This window comes from Lutibacter sp. (assembly GCF_041562875.1).
Classification (GTDB): Bacteria; Bacteroidota; Bacteroidia; order Flavobacteriales; family Flavobacteriaceae; genus Lutibacter.
In genome coordinates, this window is sequence record NZ_JBFFOE010000001.1 from 13481 (window position 1) to 33906 (window position 20426).

The 20426-nt window shown below is 29.2% G+C and carries 19 protein-coding genes; 15 read left to right on the forward strand and 4 right to left on the reverse strand.

What is annotated here, in order from left to right:
• Positions 1–954, forward strand: a complete 954-nt coding sequence (locus tag ABY863_RS00080) for an AAA family ATPase (protein WP_372792220.1) — start codon at positions 1–3, stop codon at positions 952–954.
• Here ABY863_RS00080 and rsmD read toward each other — a convergent pair.
• Genes rsmD through ABY863_RS00095 form a run of 3 tightly spaced genes read right to left on the reverse strand, consistent with a single transcriptional unit; the run spans position 951 to position 3045 of the window.
• Positions 951–1499: a 16S rRNA (guanine(966)-N(2))-methyltransferase RsmD gene (gene rsmD / locus ABY863_RS00085; RefSeq protein ID WP_372792075.1), complete on the reverse strand. Its 549-nt coding sequence runs from the start codon at positions 1497–1499 to the stop codon at positions 951–953. The two genes, ABY863_RS00080 and rsmD, sit on opposite strands and share 4 nt — an antisense overlap.
• 3 nt (positions 1500–1502) lie before the next feature.
• Entirely contained in the window at positions 1503–2345 is an 843-nt protein-coding gene (locus ABY863_RS00090) for a DUF3822 family protein (protein WP_372792077.1), read from the reverse strand.
• Positions 2314–3045, reverse strand: a complete 732-nt coding sequence (locus ABY863_RS00095) for a hypothetical protein (RefSeq protein WP_372792079.1) — start codon at positions 3043–3045, stop codon at positions 2314–2316. The genes ABY863_RS00090 and ABY863_RS00095 overlap by 32 nt, the downstream gene beginning before the upstream one ends.
• A 102-nt stretch (positions 3046–3147) precedes the next feature.
• Between ABY863_RS00095 and ABY863_RS00100 the strand changes: the two genes are divergently transcribed.
• The 4 genes from ABY863_RS00100 (at position 3148) to ABY863_RS00115 (ending at position 9295) form a co-directional block, all read left to right on the forward strand.
• Positions 3148–4575 (forward strand): ATP-dependent RecD-like DNA helicase, encoded by a 1428-nt coding sequence (locus tag ABY863_RS00100; protein ID WP_372792081.1) that lies wholly within the window; start codon positions 3148–3150, stop codon positions 4573–4575.
• Between the two features lie 136 nt (positions 4576–4711).
• Positions 4712–6778, forward strand: coding sequence for a S9 family peptidase (locus ABY863_RS00105; RefSeq protein ID WP_372792082.1), 2067 nt, complete (start codon positions 4712–4714; stop codon positions 6776–6778).
• 82 nt (positions 6779–6860) lie between these two features.
• Positions 6861–7898 carry a PLP-dependent cysteine synthase family protein gene (locus tag ABY863_RS00110; RefSeq protein ID WP_372792084.1) on the forward strand — a complete coding sequence of 346 codons (1038 nt, stop codon included), beginning with the start codon at positions 6861–6863 and terminating at the stop codon, positions 7896–7898.
• Between the two features lie 152 nt (positions 7899–8050).
• Positions 8051–9295 (forward strand): aminotransferase class I/II-fold pyridoxal phosphate-dependent enzyme, encoded by a 1245-nt coding sequence (locus ABY863_RS00115; protein WP_372792086.1) that lies wholly within the window; start codon positions 8051–8053, stop codon positions 9293–9295.
• Positions 9296–9372: 77 nt separating this feature from the next.
• On the opposite strand, the gene ABY863_RS00120 is transcribed toward ABY863_RS00115, so the two are convergent.
• On the reverse strand, positions 9373–10059 hold the full coding sequence (locus ABY863_RS00120; protein ID WP_372792088.1) for a Crp/Fnr family transcriptional regulator: 687 nt from the start codon (positions 10057–10059) through the stop codon (positions 9373–9375).
• Between the two features lie 114 nt (positions 10060–10173).
• Here ABY863_RS00120 and ABY863_RS00125 point away from each other — a divergent pair, with 114 nt between their 5' ends.
• The 10 genes from ABY863_RS00125 (at position 10174) to ppk2 (ABY863_RS00170) (ending at position 20328) form a co-directional block, all read left to right on the forward strand.
• Positions 10174–12546 carry a heavy metal translocating P-type ATPase gene (locus tag ABY863_RS00125; protein ID WP_372792090.1) on the forward strand — a complete coding sequence of 791 codons (2373 nt, stop codon included), beginning with the start codon at positions 10174–10176 and terminating at the stop codon, positions 12544–12546.
• Between the two features lie 109 nt (positions 12547–12655).
• Positions 12656–12829 carry a cbb3-type cytochrome oxidase assembly protein CcoS gene (gene ccoS, locus ABY863_RS00130; RefSeq protein WP_372792092.1) on the forward strand — a complete coding sequence of 58 codons (174 nt, stop codon included), beginning with the start codon at positions 12656–12658 and terminating at the stop codon, positions 12827–12829.
• A 37-nt stretch (positions 12830–12866) separates the two neighbouring features.
• Positions 12867–15035 (forward strand): cytochrome-c oxidase, cbb3-type subunit I, encoded by a 2169-nt coding sequence (gene ccoN / locus ABY863_RS00135; protein ID WP_372792094.1) that lies wholly within the window; start codon positions 12867–12869, stop codon positions 15033–15035.
• A 6-nt stretch (positions 15036–15041) separates the two neighbouring features.
• Positions 15042–15239, forward strand: a complete 198-nt coding sequence (locus ABY863_RS00140; protein ID WP_372792096.1) for a CcoQ/FixQ family Cbb3-type cytochrome c oxidase assembly chaperone — start codon at positions 15042–15044, stop codon at positions 15237–15239.
• On the forward strand, positions 15232–15897 hold the full coding sequence (locus ABY863_RS00145; RefSeq protein WP_372792098.1) for a cbb3-type cytochrome c oxidase N-terminal domain-containing protein: 666 nt from the start codon (positions 15232–15234) through the stop codon (positions 15895–15897). Before ABY863_RS00140 ends, ABY863_RS00145 begins: the two co-directional genes overlap by 8 nt.
• A gap of 179 nt (positions 15898–16076) precedes the next feature.
• Entirely contained in the window at positions 16077–17492 is a 1416-nt protein-coding gene (gene ccoG / locus ABY863_RS00150) for a cytochrome c oxidase accessory protein CcoG (RefSeq protein ID WP_372792100.1), read from the forward strand.
• Positions 17493–17948, forward strand: a complete 456-nt coding sequence (locus tag ABY863_RS00155) for a FixH family protein (RefSeq protein ID WP_372792102.1) — start codon at positions 17493–17495, stop codon at positions 17946–17948.
• Position 17949: 1 nt separating this feature from the next.
• On the forward strand, positions 17950–18672 hold the full coding sequence (locus ABY863_RS00160) for a sulfite exporter TauE/SafE family protein (RefSeq protein ID WP_372792104.1): 723 nt from the start codon (positions 17950–17952) through the stop codon (positions 18670–18672).
• A 2-nt stretch (positions 18673–18674) separates the two neighbouring features.
• Complete coding sequence (ppk2, locus tag ABY863_RS00165) at positions 18675–19532, forward strand: polyphosphate kinase 2 (RefSeq protein ID WP_372792106.1); 858 nt, start codon at positions 18675–18677, stop codon at positions 19530–19532.
• Position 19533: 1 nt separating this feature from the next.
• Complete coding sequence (gene ppk2, locus ABY863_RS00170) at positions 19534–20328, forward strand: polyphosphate kinase 2 (protein WP_372792108.1); 795 nt, start codon at positions 19534–19536, stop codon at positions 20326–20328.
• The last annotated feature ends 98 nt before the right edge of the window (positions 20329–20426 follow it).

Sequence of the window (20426 nt, forward strand, 5' to 3'; positions counted from 1 at the left end):
ATGTCTGATGTTGATGCATTAAAAGAACTAGTTGTAAAACATAAAGCTTTAAAACAAGAAATAGGAAAAGTAATAATTGGTCAAAATGAAGCAGTAGATCATATATTACTTTCAATTTTAAGTGGAGGACATTCACTTTTAATTGGCGTTCCTGGTTTGGCAAAAACCTTAATAGTACATACAATTGCTAAAACTTTAGGTCTTAATTTTAAACGAATTCAGTTTACACCAGATTTAATGCCTTCAGATATTTTAGGAAGTGAAATATTAGATGAAACGAGTCATTTTAAATTCATAAAAGGCCCAATTTTCAGCAATATTATTTTAGCTGATGAAATAAACCGAACTCCACCAAAAACACAGGCTGCTCTTTTAGAAGCAATGCAAGAGCGCACTGTAACAGTTGCTGGCCATCATTATGAATTAGCAAAACCCTTTTTTGTGTTGGCTACACAAAACCCAATTGAGCAGGAAGGAACGTATCCTTTACCGGAAGCTCAGCTAGATCGATTTATGTTTTCAATAAATTTAGAATATCCAAGTTTTCAAGAAGAAGTTGAAGTGGTGAAAAACACAACTAATGATGTTAAACCAGTTATTAACGCATTACTTTCAGATGAGGAAATTAATAAGTTTCAACATTTAATAAGAAGAATTCCTGTTCCAGATAATGTGATTGAATATGCAGTAACATTGGTTTCTAAAACAAGACCTAATACCGAGAATTCACCTGAAATTGTAAATAATTATATAGATTGGGGTGCAGGGCCACGGGCTTCGCAAAATTTAATTTTAGGAGCAAAAGCAAATGCAGCCGTTCACGGTAAGTATTCTCCTGATATTGAAGATGTTCAGGCTGTTGCGTATTCAATATTAAAACACAGAATTGTTAAAAATTACAAAGCGGAAGCTGAGGGAATTTCCGAAAAACAAATTATTGAAGCCTTATTTTAGGCTTCATTTTCTTTTTCAAAAAAACTAAACATATTTCCTCCATATTTTTTTGAATAACTAAAATATTGATGCTTAGATAAATCAGTCTGTTTTGAGTGTTCAACAATCAAAGTACCTTCATCATTTAATAAATCTTTGTCAAAAACTAAATTAACAATTTTCTCAAACAATTCAATTTCAAATTCATAAGGTGGATCTGCAAAAATGACATCAAATTTGGTGTTGGTTTTTTCTAAATATTTAAACACATCACTTTTTATAGTGTTTATATTTAAATCTAGTTCTTTAGAGGTCTCATTTATAAATTTAATACAACCAAAATGAGCGTCAACGGCTGTAATATTTTTAGTGCCTCTTGATCCAAATTCAAAACTTATATTACCAGTTCCAGAGAATAAATCAAGTACAGCTATATCATTAAAATAATAGGTATTGTTAACAATGTTAAATAAAGCTTCTTTTGCCATATCTGTTGTTGGTCTAACAGGTAAGCTTTTGGGTGCTTGTAATCGTTTACTTTTATGTTTTCCTGAAATAATACGCATTAATTATAATTGATTTAATAAGGTAAAGTTAGAGTGTGAAGAAATACTATTCAAAATTGATGGAAAAGTAGTAGGTTCATAAAATTTTATATTTCTTATATATTGATATAAAATAGTATATAATTCAGATTCTTTTTCAATATCACCTACAAGCACTAAATTAAACTCTTCTGGATTTAAATTTAGTTGTTCAGCTGTAAAAAGTATATAATATATAAAATCTTCTTTTGTAACAAAACTAAAGGAGTTAAACAATTCAAATTTTGTATTTTTCATTACTATAATTTCAAATGTAGTATTTGAAACATTTACGAAACAAAAATCGCCTTCTAAATTTTTATACTTATTTAATAGTTTTTCAATAAGTATTGTAGAAGAGTGTTTGTAGATAAAAGTTCCATAAATATCTAATAAAAAATTATTAATATTTACAAAAGGAATGTAAACATTTATAATCTCTGAATTCCAAACTTCATCATAAGTAATATAATCATTATCAAGCACTTTAATAGTGTGCTGAAGGTAGTCTTTTAAATTACTTTTATTGAAAAAGGCTTTAGGAACTTGCGTAGCTAGGTTATTAAAATGTGAAACGCTAACTGATTCATATTTTATATGAAGCAAAATTTCTTGATCAAATAATTGCTTAACCTGTTCTAAATGTTTGTATGGAGAATTCGAGTTATTTTCAAACTCGTATACTGCAAAAACACCTATTTCTTCTTGTATTTTATTATAAATACAAAAAGAAAATCCATCCAAACTAAGTTGGATGGATATGTGATTTTCTTGTAGATTTAAAAAATCTACGTTATTATTCGATATCTTTTTTATCTCCTTGATCATAAAATGGCGGCCAGTTACCGTCTTCGCTTACTTCACCTAAAGAACCAACTCTTAAATATTCACCTCTTACTTCTTCACCACCAATTGCTTCTTTTTCTTGTTTAATTAGGTTCATATCCATTCCTTCTAAAATTAAAGCTTTATCAACTTTAATTTCAAATACAGGAACAAATAAACCTTGTATTTTTTCAATTTCACCAACTTCAATCTTAAATTTCTGATCTGTACCAGGAATGGTAAGCATATTTTTATAATCTACTCCAGAAAATTTATTTTTAACATCCTCATAACCAATAGTGTCAACTACTCTTTCTTCAATTTCTTTAGTAATTCCACCACCAACATTAATCGTTTTTGCAACGTTTCTTGTTTGTGTTAATGCAAATTTAGCGGTGTCAATAAATTTAATTAATCCTTCACCATTTGCTGTATATTTTCCTGTTACCTTTTTATGAGCAACTTCAGCATCACGAAGAATTTTCAAATTCTTAACTACTGCAGCATATTTTATTTTTTTCTCTTTATTAAATTGAACAGGTTTTTGAATTTCAAAATTAATTTTAAAAACTAAAAAAGCTGCCAAAGCAATTAGTACTACTGAAATTACCCAATGAAGTTTCCTTGGAATAAAATTAACAATTGCGTATGCTAAAAAACCAGTAACTACAATACCAGCAATTATAATCAAAAATGTCATCATTTGTATTTAAATTTTATGTGTGTACGCAAATCTACAAATTTTTTTTAATGAGAAAAATTTTTGAGCATAAATCAATTTGTATATTTGAATTTTATTTTAAATATGACAAAAACTGCACCTGAATTTTATCAAGATATTATTGAAAAGTTTCCTTTTGAACCTACAAGTTCGCAAAACAAGTTACTTGGTAAATTGTCTGAGTTTGTTTTTGACACAAATAAAAATGCACTTTTTTTATTAAAAGGGTATGCTGGGACTGGAAAAACAACTACAATTAGTACAGTTGTAAATAATTTATGGCGAGTAGGGAAAAAAGCCGTACTGTTAGCGCCAACGGGAAGAGCGGCAAAAGTTATTTCTGGATATTCAAACAGACAAGCATTTACCATTCATAAAAAAATATATTTTCCTAAAAAGAATAAAGCAGGTGGTGTAGATTTTACGTTACAAACAAATAAACATACAAATACACTCTTTATTGTAGATGAAGCTTCTATGATTCCAGATTCACAACCAGGTGCAAAATTATTTGAAAATGGATCTCTATTAGATGATTTAATCTCCTATGTTTATTCTGGAGCACATTGTAAATTGATTTTAATTGGTGATACAGCACAATTACCGCCAGTTAAATTAGATATTAGTCCTGCATTAGATGCTAAAAAGCTTTCATTAAACTATAATAAAGATATTACTGAAATTGAATTAAATGAAGTAATGCGTCAGCATGAAGATTCTGGGATTTTAATAAATGCTACTGAACTACGTTTAATTTTAGCGAATAATGGTTTTAGTAATTTTCAATTTCAATTAGGTTTTCCAGATTTAATTAGATTGATTGATGGTTATGATATTGAAGACGCAATAAATACCGCTTATGATAATATTGGTGTAGAAGACACTGCTTTTATAGTTCGTTCAAATAAACGTGCAAACCAATACAATCAGCAAATTAGAAGTAAAATTAGAGGACAGGAAAATGAAATTTCTACTGGAGATTTTGTAATGGTTGTTAAAAATAATTATTTCTGGTTAAATGATGATAGTGAAGCTGGTTTTATTGCCAATGGAGATATTTGTGAAATATTAGAGATTTTTAATATGAAGGAACTTTATGGATTTAGATTTGCTGAAGTTAAACTACGAATGATAGACTACCCAAATCAAAAACCATTTGAAACCGTATTATTGTTAGATACACTTTCTTCTGAATCACCTTCACTTTCTTATGACGAATCAAATAAATTGTACCAAGAAGTGGGTAAAGATTTTGCTCATGAAAGCTCTAAATATAAGCAGCTACTAGCAGTTAAAAAGAGCAAATATTTTAATGCTTTACAAGTGAAATTTTCATACGCTGTAACATGCCATAAATCACAAGGTGGGCAATGGAAAACAGTATTTGTTGAGCAGCCATATTTGCCTGATGGTCAAAATATTGATTATCTACGCTGGTTGTATACAGCAATTACCAGAGCTCAAGAAAAAGTATATTTAATTGGGTTTTCAGAAGATTGTTTTAAAGAATAAATTTTCTTTAATTCTAAAATGAAAACTCTAAACATGAAATTTATTATCATTTAATTAAGGCTTTAGATATTTTTAACTAAATAAATTTAATTCAAGGTTAAATTATCCTATTTTTGCCACTCAAAAATTAGTACGGATGACAGATAACTTTATGAAAATACCAAAAGCTGAAAAGATTGAGAAGAAATTAGAAATTCATGGAGATGTTAGAATTGATAATTACTACTGGTTAAATGATAAGGAAAATTCAAAGGTTATTGATTATTTAAATGAGGAAAATGCATATTATGATGCAAAAACTGCTCATACTAAACAATTTCAAGAAGATTTATTTCAAGAAATGAAATCTCGTATTAAAGAAGATGACGAGTCCGTACCCTATAAAAAAAACAATTACTATTATATTACAAGATTTGAAACAGGAAGCCAATATCCAATTTATGCTAGAAAAAAGGGTTCTTTAGATGCAAAAGAAGAAATTTTGTTTGATGTTAATAAATTAGCCGAAGGGTTTAATTATTTTAAACTTTCAGGTTTGTCTGTTAGTCCAGATAACAATTTAGTTTCTTTTGGTGTTGACACAATAAGTAGAAGAATATATACATTGCAGTTTAAAAATTTAACTACAGGAGAAATTTATCCTGAAAAAATTGAAAACACCACAGGAAGTGCATCTTGGGCAAGTGATAATAAAACTGTTTTTTATACACAAAAGAATCCTATTACTTTAAGAAGTGAAAAAATATTTCGTCACGTTTTAGGAACAGACCCATCAAAAGATGTTGAAGTATTTTTTGAAGAAGATGAGGCATTTAGCACGTATGTTTATAGAACCAAATCTGAAAAATATATAATCATAGGTTCAAGCAGTACAGTTTCTACAGAGTATCGTATTTTAGAAGCTGATAATGCTACGGGTGAGTTTAGAATATTTCAGCAAAGAGAACGGGATTTGGAATATAGTGTGGCACATTACAAAAATCACTTCTACATACTTACTAATAAAGATAAAGCCGTTAATTTCAAATTAATGAAAACTTCAGAAAAGAAGACATTAAAAGAAAATTGGGTTGATGTAATAGCACATAGAGAAGATGTTTTATTAGAAGATATTTCAATATTTAAAGATTTTTTAGTTGTTGAAGAACGGACCAATGGATTGAATAAAATTAGGATTATGTATTGGGATAATTCTGAAGATTATTATCTTCCTTTTGAAGAAGAAACTTACTCAGCAGGCGTTTATTTTAATCCTGAATTTGATACAAACGAAATACGTTACGGATACAATTCCATGACAACACCAAGTTCTGTAATAGATTTTAATGTACATACCAAAGTAAAAGTAATTAAAAAAGAACAACAAGTTTTAGGCGGGAAGTTTGATAAGAATAATTATATAAGCGAACGTTTATGGGCACCAGCGATTGATGGAACTCAAATACCTATATCTATTGTTTATCATAAAAATACTAAATTATCAAAAGATACCCCATTACTTTTATATGGTTATGGTTCGTATGGAATTACTATTGATGCAGGTTTTAGTACAACTCGATTAAGCTTATTGGACAGAGGTTTTGCTTATGCAATAGCACATGTAAGAGGAAGTGAATATTTAGGACGTAAATGGTATGAAAACGGAAAATTATTAAATAAAAAAAATACTTTTACCGATTTTATTGATTGTGCAAAATTTTTAATTAAAAAAAAGTATACTTCAAAAGATCATTTATACGCCAGCGGAGGATCTGCAGGTGGTTTATTAATGGGAGCTATTATTAATATGAATCCTGATTTGTTCCATGGAATTATAGCTTCTGTTCCTTTTGTAGATATTGTAACTACCATGTTAGACGAAAGTCTTCCACTTACCACAGGTGAATATGATGAATGGGGAAATCCAAATGAAAAAGAATATTATGACTATATGAAATCTTATTCACCTTATGACAATATTTCGAAGCAAAGTTATCCAAATATGTTAATCACAACAGGATTAAATGATTCTCAAGTTCAGTATTTTGAGCCTGCAAAGTGGGTTGCAAAGCTAAGAGAATTAAAAACCGATAAAAATATTTTATTAATGCATACAGATATGGAAGCGGGTCATGGCGGGGCTTCTGGGAGATTTGATTCCTTAAAAGAAGTTGCAAGAGATTATAGTTTTATATTAGGTTTAGAAGGCCACATTAAAATTTAAAAAAAAATATTAAATTGCGCGTTATAGATTATTATTCATAATTCATTTTTGAATATCTCATTATTGAATTAAACTTTAGAAAATGACTGAAAATATAGGTATAAGTAATAACATTCTAGACCTTATAGGTAATACTCCCTTAATTAAGTTAAATACAATCACAAAAAATCTTAGAGGTAACTTTTATGCAAAATGCGAAGGATTTAATCCTGGACATTCTATGAAAGATAGAGCAGCTTTACATATTATTGAAGAAGCAGAAAGGCAAGGATTACTTAATAAAGATAGCACTATTATAGAAACCACTTCTGGTAATACAGGTTTTAGCCTTGCATTAATAAGTATTATAAAAGGATATAAATGCATGTTAGCAGTTAATTCTAAAGCTTCAGTAGGGAAAATAAACATGTTAAAAGCTATGGGTGCTAAAGTATTTGTTTGCCCAGGACATGTTAATGCAGATGATCCACGTTCTTATTATGAAGTTGCTAAAAGACTACATAAAGAAACTGCAAATTCTATTTATATAAATCAATATTTTAATCATTTAAATGCGGAAGCCTACTATAATTCATTAGGTCCAGAAATTTGGAAACAAACTAATGGAGAAATAACTCATTTAATTGCAGCAAGTGGAACTGGAGGTACAATATCAGGTGTTTCTAAATATTTAAAAGAGCAAAATCCAAACATAAAAACATTAGGTGTTGATGCATTTGGTTCAATTTTAAAGAAATTTCATGAAACAAAAGAATTTGATAAAAATGAAATTTATCCATATAGAATTGAAGGTTTAGGTAAAAATTTAATACCATCAGCTACAGATTTTGATGTTATTGATGTTTTTGAAAAAGTTACTGATGAAGCAGCTGCACATAGAGCTAGAGAATTAGCACTTACTGAAGGGTTGTTTACAGGTTACACAAGTGGAGCAGTAGTTCAAGCAGCTATACAATATGCAGAAAAAGGCTATTTTGATAAAAATTCTAAGGTAGTACTAATTTTACCAGATCACGGATCACGTTATATGGAAAAAATATATAGTGATGATTGGATGAAGGAACAGGGTTTTTTTGATACTCAAAAGCAAGCACATTCTGAAGTTGAATATATAAAGTAATGTATATATACCAATTTAAAAAGAGGTTTAAGACTAATTTTAAACCTCTTTTTTTGTATTAATAACATTTTTTTAGCATAAAAAAATTGCCGTACTTTGCAATCTTAAAAAGAGATAGTTATAAAATATATTTTGCCCTAAATAATTAAACAATGAAAGATTTATTTGAAAGAATAGTGAAAGATAAAGGTCCATTAGGGAAATGGGCTAAACAAGCAGAAGGCTATTATGTTTTTCCAAAATTAGAAGGTGAAATTTCTAATAAAATGATATTTAATGGTAAAGAAGTTATTACTTGGAGTATAAATGATTACCTAGGTTTGGCAAATCACCCAGAAGTTAGAAAAGCTGATGCAGAAGCTGCTGCAGAATATGGTATGGCTTATCCAATGGGGGCTAGAATGATGTCTGGTCACACAAAATTTCACGAGCAATTAGAAATTGAATGTGCTGAATTTGTTGAAAAAGAAGCTGCTTACTTAGTTAATTTTGGTTATCAAGGAATGGTTTCTGCTATAGATGCACTGGTAACTAAACATGATGTTATAGTTTATGATATAGATGCTCATGCATGTATTATTGATGGAGTTAGATTGCACCATGGAAAAAGATTCACTTACCAACATAATGATATTGAAAGCTTAGAAAAAAACTTACAAAGAGCTACAAAAAATGCAGAGGAAACAGGTGGAGGTATTCTTGTTATTTCAGAAGGTGTTTTTGGAATGCGTGGTGAACAAGGTAAATTAAAAGAAATAGTTGCTTTAAAAGAAAAGTACAATTTTAGATTCTTAGTAGATGACGCTCACGGTTTTGGAACTTTAGGTAAAGATGGTAAGGGAACTGGTTTTGAGCAAGGAGTACAGGATGGAATAGATGTGTATTTTGCTACTTTTGCAAAATCTATGGCTGGTATTGGAGCATTTTTTGCAGCGGATAAAGATATTATTCAGTACTTACAGTATAATATGCGTTCACAAATGTTTGCAAAATCATTGCCAATGCCTATGGTGAAAGGAGCATTAAAACGTTTGGATATGCTTAGAACAATGCCTGAACTTAAAGAAAAGTTATGGGAAAATGTTGATGCTTTGCAAAATGGCTTAAAAGAAAATGGTTTTAATATAGGTAAAACAAATACATGTGTAACTCCTGTTTTCTTAGAAGGTGATATTCCTGAAGCAATGGCCATGGTGAATGATTTAAGAGAAAATTATGGTATATTTTGTTCAATTGTTGTGTACCCAGTTATCCCAAAAGGTTTAATAATTTTAAGATTAATACCAACAACTACGCACACATTAGATGATGTAAAAGTAACTATTGAAGCTTTTTCAGCAATTCGTTCTAAACTTGAAAAAGGTATTTATAAACGTATTGCAGCCTCAATGATATAATTAATGAGAGTTTTACAAATTTTATAAAAAAAAGCCTTTTAGATTTCTAAAAGGCTTTTTTATGTAAAGGTTAATATTTAATATCCTTCAGACATGTTTTTAAGTCCATTTTTATCTGAAATTTTTATCTTTTTATTAATTAAATCAATCAGACCATCTTTTTTTAAGTTTGATAATAATCTAATTGCTGATTCTGTGGCTGTTCCAATTGTGTTTGCAATTTCTTCTCTGGTTAAAACCACATCAATGCAACCTTCATTGTCTACGCCAAAAATTTCTTCTAAACTGAGAAGAGTTTCTGCTAAGCGTTCTTTTACAGGTTTTTGAGCCATTTGAGATATCATGGTATTGGCTTGGTTTAATTGATGAGAAATAATCTTCATTATATTTAATGAAAATTGACCATTTTCTTTAATAGTTTCTAGAATATCTTGTTTTGGAATAAAACAAACGTGCATATCCTCTAAAGCGGTGGTGTTTAAGCCCACGGGCTCATCACTTAATATTGAACGTTGTCCTAAAATATCTCCACCTTTTACAAATTTTATAATTTGTTCTTTACCATTTGTACTAAGCTTTGTTAATTTTGCTTTACCATCTCTAATACAATATAAGCCATTTATAGGGTTTCCTTCAGTCATTAAATTTTCACCTTTTTTAATAAAAAGAGATGTTTTATGATCTGAAAACTTCTCCAGTTCTTCACTAGTCAAAGATTTAAGAGCGTTAAATCGCTTTATGATACATTGTCCACATTTCGACATAAATATTGATTTTAATATGTGTAGTAATTGCGGGCTAATGTACAAAAATAAATGATATTTGTCATACCAATAAATTATTAAATGAATAGTTTTGTGCAGAACTTAATTTATAGTATGAATTTGAATAGTTGTTATCATTGTGGCGCAGATTGTGGTAAAAATCCAATTCATTTTAATGAAAAAGATTTTTGTTGTAACGGTTGTAAAACTGTTTATGAAATATTAAATGCTAATGAGTTAAGTTGTTATTATGATTTAGAATCTTCTCCAGGAACTATTCCAAAAGAAATACAAGGCAAATATAATTATTTAGAAAATGAAGAAATTATAGAAAAACTCTTAGAGTTTAATGATAGCGAAACTTCTGTAGTAGAATTTTATATTCCTAGTATTCATTGTAGTTCATGCATTTGGGTTTTGGAAAATTTGAATAAAATAAATAATGGAGTTTTAACTTCAATGGTAAATTTTCCAATGAAGACGATTAGAATTACCTTTAAAAATAAAGAAACTAATTTAAAACAACTTGTTGAGTTAATTACATCTATTGGTTATGAACCTTATATAAGTTTAGAGGATGCTGATTCTAAAAGGATTAAAATTGATAAAACCTTAATTTATCAAGTTTCTATAGCGGCTTTCGCTTTTGGGAACATCATGCTATTATCATTTCCAGAATATTTTGCGGTTAATGAGTTTTGGTTAGAAAAATATAAGCCTTTGTTCAGATGGTTAATGTTTTTCATGGCAGTTCCAGTGGTTTTTTATTCTGCAAAAGATTATTTTATTTCAGCATATAAAGGAATTAAACATCGTATTTTAAATATAGATGTTCCAATAGCATTAGGAATTTCAGTGTTATTTATAAGAAGTTCTATTGAAATTATTTTGGATATTGGTTCTGGTTTTTTTGATAGTTTAGCAGGGTTAATTCTTTTTTTGTTGTTAGGTAAATTTTTTCAACAAAAAACCTATAATTTTTTATCGTTCGAACGTGATTACAAATCGTATTTTCCTATCGCAGTTACTATAATTGTTGAGGGTGTTGAAAAAAGTATTTCAGTAAATGATGTTGTAAAAGGGAATAGATTATTAATTAGAAATGAAGAATTAATACCAGTTGATGGAATTTTGATTAATGGAAATGCAGCTATAGATTATAGTTTTGTAACTGGTGAATCGGTAGCAGTAATTAAACAATCTGGAGATAAGTTATTTGCAGGCGGTAAACAAACTGCTGGAGCCATTGAAATGGAAGTTATTAGTACAATTTCTCAAAGTTATTTAACTCAACTTTGGAGCAATGATGTGTTTAATAAAACCAACGATGTTACTATAAAAAATATAACTGACACTATTAGCAAATATTTTACATTTGCTATATTATTTATTGGTATTTCAGCAGGTATATTTTGGTATTTTTATAATGCATCAATGGCAATAAATGTTGTTACGGCTGTATTAATTATTGCTTGCCCTTGTGCATTAGCATTATCTGCACCATTTGCAATTGGAAATATGTTACGAATTTTTGGTTATAAGAAATTCTATTTAAAAAATGCTGAGACCATTGAAAATATGGCAAAAATTGATACTATTATTTTTGATAAAACAGGAACTATAACATCAAGTGATAAAACTCAACTATCTTATAAAGGAGAAGAATTTTCAAATGAAGAACTTTCGCTAATTAAAAGTGTTTTAAGAGCATCTAATCATCCATTAAGTAGGTCTCTATATGAATATATTGATGTTGAAACATCAATTGAAAATCCAACTTCTTTTCAAGAAATATTGGGAAAGGGTATTGTAGCTATAATTAACAATACAGAAATAAAATTGGGTTCAGCTAGTTTCGTGGGTTCTGATGTAGTTGGTATTAATGAAACAGCCATTTACATTAAAATTAACAATAGATTAAAAGGTGGTTATATTTTTAAGAATAATTATAGAGCAGGAACAAAAGAGGTTTTTGAAAATTTATCAAAAAAATACAATTTGGTAATTCTTTCAGGTGATAATGATGGGGAAAAGAAGTTTTTAAAAGAATTATTACCTATAAACACACAATTTCAATTTAATCAAAAACCTGAAAGTAAATTAGAATATATAAAAGCACTTCAAAATAAAGGAAACAAAGTTATGATGATTGGAGATGGTTTAAATGACGCAGGAGCATTGGCACAAAGTAATGTTGGAATTGCAATTTCTGAAGATGTAAACGTGTTTTCACCAGCTTGTGATGCAATACTTGATGCAAAATTTTTCAACAAATTACCAAAGTTTTTAACATTAGCCAATAAAACAATTGTTATAATTAAAGCAAGTTTTGTATTTTCGTTTTTATATAATATTGTTGGGATGTATTTTGCCTTAACGGGGCAATTAACTCCAGTTATTGCGGCGATTTTAATGCCTTTAAGCTCGATTTCAATTGTGATTTTCGTAACAATTTTAACGAATTGGATTTCAAAAAAAATAGAGTAATTTGTAAATAAAAAGGGAGTTAAAAAAAAGTATATGATAAATATCATCCTTTTTTATCAATAAAAAATTATTTTTGTATTTAAACTAAAAGTCAAAAACAAATTATAAAATGGAAGTAGTATACATAACAATTGGTGTTAGCATTATTATAGCTGTTTTATTTTTTATTGCATTTATTAAATCAGTTAAATCTGGGCAGTATGAGGATACTTATACACCCTCAGTTCGTATGTTGTTTGATGATGAATTAGTTACAGAAAAAAAAGAAAAGATTCAAGAATAAATCAACTAAATAATAATTAACAATTAATCAAACAAGTATGGAAAAAGAACAGTTTTATTATGATAATAAAATCGTAAAAATGTTTCTTTGGGCTACAATTCTATGGGGAATTGTAGGCATGTTAGTAGGGCTTACTGTAGCCTTACTTTTTGTATTCCCAGGATTATTAGAATTTGCAGGATCAGATAATGCTATTTCATGGTTAAGTTTTGGACGTTTACGTCCATTACATACCAATGCAGTTATTTTTGCATTTGTAGGTAATGGTATCTTTTTGGGAATTTATTATTCAACTCAAAGACTCTTAAAGGCAAGAATGTTTAATGATGTATTAAGTAGAGTACATTTTTGGGGTTGGCAAGCTATTATTGTAGCTGCAGCAATTACATTGCCCTTAGGTTATACTTCAACAAAAGAGTATGCAGAATTAGAATGGCCAATAGATATAGCTGTTGTTTTAATTTGGGTAGTTTTTGGGATTAACTTAATTGGAACTATTTTAAAAAGAAGACAGCGACATATTTATGTTGCAATATGGTTTTATATAGCAACACTAATTACAATTGCGGTCCTTTATATATTTAATAACTTAGAGTTACCAGTAACAGCATTCAAAAGTTACTCAGTTTATGCAGGTGTGCAAGATGCCATGGTACAATGGTGGTACGGTCATAATGCAGTTGCATTTTTCTTAACAACTCCTGTTCTAGGGTTGATGTATTATTTTGTTCCTAAAGTTGCAAATAGACCTGTTTATTCTTATAGGTTGTCTATTATTCATTTCTGGACATTAATATTCTTATACATTTGGGCTGGTCCTCACCATTTATTATATACAGCTTTACCAGAGTGGGCACAAAATTTAGGTACTGTATTTTCAATTATGCTAATTTTCCCATCTTGGGGTGGTATGATTAACGGTTTATTAACGCTTCGTGGAGCATGGGATAAAGTTCGTGAAAATCCAGTATTAAAATTCTTTGTAGTTGCAATTACAGGTTATGGTATGGCAACTTTTGAAGGTCCAATGCTTTCTTTCAAAAATTTAAATGCAATTGGTCATTATACAGATTGGATTGTTGGGCACGTGCATATTGGAGCTTTAGCTTGGAACGGATTTATGATTGCTGGTATTGTTTACTGGTTAGCCGAAAAACTTTGGAAAACGCCATTATACTCTAAAAAATTAGCGAATACGCATTTTTGGTTGGGAACATTGGGGATCTTATTTTATGCAATTCCATTATATGTTGCAGGTTTTACACAAGCTTTAATGTGGAAAGATTTTAATCCTGACGGAACTTTAGTTTATGGAAACTTCCTTGAAACAGTTACTAAAATTATACCAATGTATGCAATGCGTGCTATTGGTGGTACCTTATATTTAACAGGGTTTTTATTATTAGCTTATAATGTTATTAAAACTGCAAAAGCAGGTTCAACTGTTGAAGATGAATTGGCAGAAGCAATGCCTTTGAAAAAGATTAGCGGACAAAGAATAGCTGGTGAAGGTTGGCATACTTGGTTAGAAAGAAGAACTGTATTATTTACCATCTTAACCACAGTTGCAATATTAATTGGAGGTTTAGTTGAAATAGTCCCTTTAATTTTGGTGAAATCAAACATCCCAACAATATCAAGTGTTAAACCATATACTCCTTTAGAATTAGAGGGAAGAGATATATATATGCGTGAAGGATGTAATAACTGTCACTCTCAAATGATTCGCCCTTTCCGATCTGAAGTTGAGCGTTATGGAGAGTATTCTAAAGCTGGTGAATTTGTGTATGATCATCCATTTTTATGGGGTTCTCGTAGAACTGGACCAGATGTACACAGAATAGGTGGAAAATACAATGATAACTGGCATTTTAACCATATGTCTGACCCTCGTTCTACATCTCCAGGTTCAATCATGCCACGTTATTCATGGATTATTAAAAATGATTTGAATGCATCTGATATAGAGGTGAAAATGAAAGCTATGGTAACATTAGGAGTTCCTTATACTGATGAAGAAATTAGTAGTGCTAAACAAGATATATTAGCACAAGCCAAAGAAATTGAAAATAATTTAAGGCAAGATCCTGAATTTGTTAAAAATTACGGAAATAGTAATATTCAAAATAAGGAAATTGTTGCTTTAATTGCTTATTTACAACGTTTAGGAACTGATATTAAAGCAAATAAAACTGCACTAAAATAATTTAATATGTTAAAATTTATATCGCATAATTTTGATGGTATGGATGGAGTTGAAATATATCCAATTATTTCATTAGTACTTTTTTTTATAGTTTTTGTTACAATGTTTATTATTGTTATAAAAATGCCTAAAAATACATATGATGAAATAAGTCAATTACCTTTAGAGAACGATACTAATAGTAAAGAAAACAATCATGAATAAAAATTCAGAAAAAATATCGGGTTGGAAAAGATTTATGAAATCTATGACCAAAGCTCACGAACTAGGTACAGAAGAAGACATCATGTTAGACCATGATTATGATGGCATTAAAGAATTAGACAATGTATTACCACCTTGGTGGTTGTATGGTTTTTACATTACAATTGCAATAAGTGCGTTTTATATTTTTCAAGTATTTTATAATTCTGAAGCATATAACCAAGATAAAGAATATGAAGCAGCAGTAGCAGCAGGAAAAGCGGAAATTGAAGCCTATAAAGCAGCAAATCCACAATTATTTGATGATGCTAATATTGTTGCACTTACAAGTGCTGAAGATTTAGCAAAAGGGAAGGAATTATTTACTTCTAAAACTTGTTTTGCGTGTCATTTAGCTGATTTGGGAGGGAGTATTGGCCCAAATTTAACTGACAATACTTGGATTTTAGGAGGAGATGTTAAAACTATTTTTAACACTATTTCTAAAGGAGGAAGACCTGGAAAAGGTATGATTGCTTGGGAAAGTTCAGTCACAAGGGAAGAAAGAATTCAATTAGCTAGTTATATTATATCTATGCAAGGTACTTTACCTGCAAATCCTAAGGCTGCAGAAGGAGATGTTTTATTTCCAGTAGTAGTTGAAGCTGTTGAAGAATAACACAAAATTAATTTTTAAAAACATAGGGCATTCGTTTGTTCTATGTTTTTATTTTTTATAGTTTATATAATTAGGCTGTTTTTATGATTTTTGTCACTTTTGTATCTAAAAGGTTGTATTTATAACCATATTTTTACGAAATTAAAAAAATCATAAAGCAGCCTTTTTAAAATTCAGGTATGAGCACAGAAAATAAAGAAATCTTTAGAGATTCAATAGGAACAATAAGCGAAAGCGGAAAACGTAATTTTATATTTCCTAAAAAACCAAAAGGAAAATTCTATAACTATAGAACTTTTGTAAGCTGGGTTCTATTAGCTTTTATGTTAGCATCGCCATTTATTAAAATAAAAGGAAACCAATTTTTGCTATTTAATGTTTTAGAACGAAAATTTCATATTTTCGGATTTCCTTTTTGGCCTCAAGATTTTCACTTATTGGTAATCTCGTTATTAATAAGTGTTGTATTTGTTATATTATTTACGGTAATTTTTGGTAGAATATTTTGTGGATGGATGTGCCCTCAAACTATTTTTATGGAAATGGTTTTTAGAAAAGTTGAATACTTAATTGAAGGTGATAGAAATAAACAAATTAAACTTGATAAACAAGATTGGAATACTGAAAAAATTGGAAAGCGCTTATTAAAATGGATGTCATTTTTTATAATTTCATTTATAATTTCAAATGTTTTTTTAGCATATATCATAGGTTCAGATGAGGTTTTAGGTTATATAAAAGATGGACCAATAGAACATCTAAGTACTTTAACTTATTTGCTTGTATTTACGGTTGTGTTCTATTTTGTTTTTGCTTGGTTTAGGGAGCAAGTTTGTATTATAGTTTGTCCATATGGTCGCTTACAAGGAGTATTATTAGATAATAAATCTATTAATGTTGCATATGATTTTGTTAGAGGAGAAAGTGAAAATGGGAGAAAAAAACTAAGAAAAGATGAAAATAGAGATGATTTAGGAAATGGAGATTGTATAGACTGTAAACAATGTGTTTTAGTTTGTCCAACAGGAATTGACATTAGAAATGGTACACAATTAGAGTGTATTAATTGTACAGCTTGTATTGATGCCTGTGATGAAATGATGGATAAAGTTGGATTTGAAAGAGGTCTAATTCGTTATGCTTCAGAAGATAATATTGAGAAAAAAGAAAAATTCAAATTTAATGCACGTTTAATAGCTTATTCAGCAATATTAACAATTTTAGTTACTGTTCTTACAACCATGTTATTTTTAAGAACTGATTTGGAAGCAACTATACTAAGGTTACCAGGGCTAACATTTCAATCAACAGAAACTACGGTGAAAAATGTTTATACGGTTAAGTTCATCAATAAAACTACAGAAGATATCGAAAATGTTGAAATAAAATTAATTTCACACAGAGGTCGTATAGAAGTGATAGGAGGAATTATGAGTATTAAAAAGCAAGGATTAAAAGAAGGAACTCTATTTATTGAAATTAACAAAAGTGATTTGAGTTCATCAAAAGAAAAATTAAAAATTGGAATTTATTCAAACGGAAAATTAATTGAAAAAACAACCACTAATTTTTCAGGACCTATAAAAATTAATTAAATGAAGTTTAAAATTAGTTGGCCTACCGGCATCATTATTTCAATTGTAGCATTTGTAATATTTATATTATCTTTTGTGTATAAGGTTACGTTTTTACCTCAATATGATCATCATTTGGTTTCAGATGATTATTATAAAGATGAATTAAATTATCAACAAGAGATTGATAAATTAAATAAAGCTGCTGAATTAAAACAAAATATTACTTTAAAAAAGATTGATTTAGGTTTATTAATTAGTTTTCCTTCAGAGTTTGAAGCTTCAAAAATTAAAGGAATTATAGCTTTTCAAAGATTATCTAATGATAAAATAGATTTTGAATTGCCTATAGACCTAGAAACTAATGATCTACTTATTCCTGATGAAAAGTTAGTTGACGGAAGGTGGAATGTTAAAATTGAATGGACTGTAAATAATAATAACACTTATTTATTTAAGGAAAAAATAATGTATTAAGATGCTTTGGACAGGACTTTTTTTAGGATTGGCTGGCGGTTTTCATTGTATTGGAATGTGTGGTCCAATTGCATTTATTTTACCAGTAAATAGAGATTCTACATCATTACTTATATTTCAAACATTTTTATACCATTTTGGTAGAATATTAAGCTACGCAATAATTGGAATTGTATTTGGTTTTATTGGTAAAGGACTGTATTTAGCAGGATTTCAGCAACGTTTATCCGTTTTAACAGGAGTTGTTATGATTGCTCTAGTGTTAATTCCAATATCAATTTTTAATAAATATAATTTTTCAAAACCTTTATATGCAATTATTGGAAAAGTAAAACATAAATTAGGATTTTACTTAACAAAAAAATCAAACAAAGCATTATTTTTAATTGGGTTTTTTAATGGGTTTTTACCTTGTGGCTTGGTTTATATGGCTCTAATTGGTTCAATTTCAACTGGAAATCCGTTTGGAGGCGCTCTATACATGATCTTATTTGGATTGGGAACAGTTCCTTTAATGACTTCAGCAGTATTAATTGGTAATTTTATAAGTTTAAAAATACGTGCTAAAATTCAGAAGATAATTCCTGTTTTTGTTGTTATTATAGGAATATTATTTATTTTGCGAGGATTAGGATTAGGAATTCCTTATATTTCACCTTCAGATGCTAAATTACAACTTTCAAACAACCCTATACAGTGTATAACTTTTGAAAATGACGATTAATAATGAAAGAATTACCAAAATTAACTATTGAGGATTTTGAAAATATAACTTCAAATAAGGAACTTTTACAAAGAATTAAAGAAAAGAATATTCCAATTGATAAAGTAAATAAAGTATTATCTTATGAAGAAGAATTACGTCGTTTACAAATTGAATTAGTGAAATTGCAGCATTGGGTATCTAAAAATAAAAAGCGTGTTGTTATAATTTTCGAAGGGCGTGATGCTGCGGGTAAAGGGGGGACCATTCGAAGATTTAAAGAACATTTAAATCCACGTTCAATGAGAGTTGTGGCTTTAGCTAAACCAACGGATGTTGAAAGAGGTCAATGGTATTTTAGGCGCTACATTCGTAGATTACCTAACCCAGGAGAAATAGTTTTTTTTGATAGAAGCTGGTATAATAGAGCTGTTGTAGAACCTGTTATGGGTTTTTGTTCAGAGGATGAATATCAAAAGTTTATGGTACAAGTTCCAGAATTTGAGCATATGTTATATGAAGATGGAACAATTATAATTAAATTTTGGTTTTCTATTCTTAAAGAAGAGCAATTGGCTAGGTTTGAATCTAGAATAGCAACACCTTTAAAACGTTGGAAATTTAGTCCAGTTGACCAAAAGGGACAAGAATTATGGGATAAATACACCCACTATAGAGAACTAATGTTTAGTAAAACACATACAAGTTATAGTCCCTGGATAACTGTGAAAGCTAATAATAAGCAAATTGCAAGATTAGAGAGTATAAGATATGTTTTATCACAATTTGAATATGATGGTAAAGAAGAAGCTTTAACAACTTTATTACCCGATCCAAATATTGTAATGAGGTATTATAGATCATCTAAAAGACTAAATTAAGATGGAGAAAAAAGGATATAAAATAACCAAGGATGATGTTGGAATTCTTAATACAAATAAAGGTTTAAAGGCTTTGTTAGCGAAAGAACCTTATAATGTAGAAAAAGCAGTTAGATATGTTACTTATGAGAAAAAATTAAAAAAATTACAAGTAGAACTCATAAGACTACAATTTTGGGCAATTGATAATAATGAACGAATTATTGTAATTTTTGAAGGACGTGATGCAGCTGGAAAAGGAGGTGCTATCAGACGAGCAACAGAACATTTAAATCCTCGTCATCTTCGTATAATGGCATTACCAAGACCTACTGAAGATGAAAAAACGCAATGGTATTTTCAAAGGTATGTAAAACAATTTCCGAAAGCTGGAGAAATTGTATTTTTCGACCGTAGTTGGTATAATAGAGCCGTTGTTGAACCTGTAAATGGATTTTGTACAAATGAAGATTATGAAGTATTCATGAATCAAGTGAATGATTTTGAACGCATGATTACTGAATCAGGTATTCGTTTAGTTAAGATGTATATGTCTATCTCTAAAAAGGAACAGGCTAAACGTTTTGAGGATATAAGAAGTAATCCTTTAAAACAATGGAAAATGACTGCGGTTGATGAGAATGCTCAACAATTATGGGATGTGTATACAGACTATAAAAATAAAATGTTTGAAAAAACTAAGGAGAGCAATATTCCTTGGAAAATTATTAGGGCAAATAAAAAAACATTTGCCAGAGTAGTTGCCATTAATCATATATTAAATAGCATTCCTTATGATAGAAATAAGGAAGTCTAAAAATGTAAAGTGAAATTAAAATTTCACTTTAATTAAAAGAACAGTACCTATAAAACGGTGTGCATAAAAAAAGCTTAGGTGATTTCACCTAAGCTTTT

Coding starts and splice junctions, on each gene's coding strand:
- ABY863_RS00080 (WP_372792220.1), top strand. CDS start 1: ATGTCTGATGTTGATGCATTAAAAGAACTAGTTGTAAAACATAAAGCT.
- rsmD (WP_372792075.1), bottom strand. CDS start 1,499: ATGCGTATTATTTCAGGAAAACATAAAAGTAAACGATTACAAGCACCC.
- ABY863_RS00090 (WP_372792077.1), bottom strand. CDS start 2,345: ATGATCAAGGAGATAAAAAAGATATCGAATAATAACGTAGATTTTTTA.
- ABY863_RS00095 (WP_372792079.1), bottom strand. CDS start 3,045: ATGATGACATTTTTGATTATAATTGCTGGTATTGTAGTTACTGGTTTT.
- ABY863_RS00100 (WP_372792081.1), top strand. CDS start 3,148: ATGACAAAAACTGCACCTGAATTTTATCAAGATATTATTGAAAAGTTT.
- ABY863_RS00105 (WP_372792082.1), top strand. CDS start 4,712: ATGACAGATAACTTTATGAAAATACCAAAAGCTGAAAAGATTGAGAAG.
- ABY863_RS00110 (WP_372792084.1), top strand. CDS start 6,861: ATGACTGAAAATATAGGTATAAGTAATAACATTCTAGACCTTATAGGT.
- ABY863_RS00115 (WP_372792086.1), top strand. CDS start 8,051: ATGAAAGATTTATTTGAAAGAATAGTGAAAGATAAAGGTCCATTAGGG.
- ABY863_RS00120 (WP_372792088.1), bottom strand. CDS start 10,059: ATGTCGAAATGTGGACAATGTATCATAAAGCGATTTAACGCTCTTAAA.
- ABY863_RS00125 (WP_372792090.1), top strand. CDS start 10,174: ATGAATTTGAATAGTTGTTATCATTGTGGCGCAGATTGTGGTAAAAAT.
- ccoS (WP_372792092.1), top strand. CDS start 12,656: ATGGAAGTAGTATACATAACAATTGGTGTTAGCATTATTATAGCTGTT.
- ccoN (WP_372792094.1), top strand. CDS start 12,867: ATGGAAAAAGAACAGTTTTATTATGATAATAAAATCGTAAAAATGTTT.
- ABY863_RS00140 (WP_372792096.1), top strand. CDS start 15,042: ATGTTAAAATTTATATCGCATAATTTTGATGGTATGGATGGAGTTGAA.
- ABY863_RS00145 (WP_372792098.1), top strand. CDS start 15,232: ATGAATAAAAATTCAGAAAAAATATCGGGTTGGAAAAGATTTATGAAA.
- ccoG (WP_372792100.1), top strand. CDS start 16,077: ATGAGCACAGAAAATAAAGAAATCTTTAGAGATTCAATAGGAACAATA.
- ABY863_RS00155 (WP_372792102.1), top strand. CDS start 17,493: ATGAAGTTTAAAATTAGTTGGCCTACCGGCATCATTATTTCAATTGTA.
- ABY863_RS00160 (WP_372792104.1), top strand. CDS start 17,950: ATGCTTTGGACAGGACTTTTTTTAGGATTGGCTGGCGGTTTTCATTGT.
- ppk2 (WP_372792106.1), top strand. CDS start 18,675: ATGAAAGAATTACCAAAATTAACTATTGAGGATTTTGAAAATATAACT.
- ppk2 (WP_372792108.1), top strand. CDS start 19,534: ATGGAGAAAAAAGGATATAAAATAACCAAGGATGATGTTGGAATTCTT.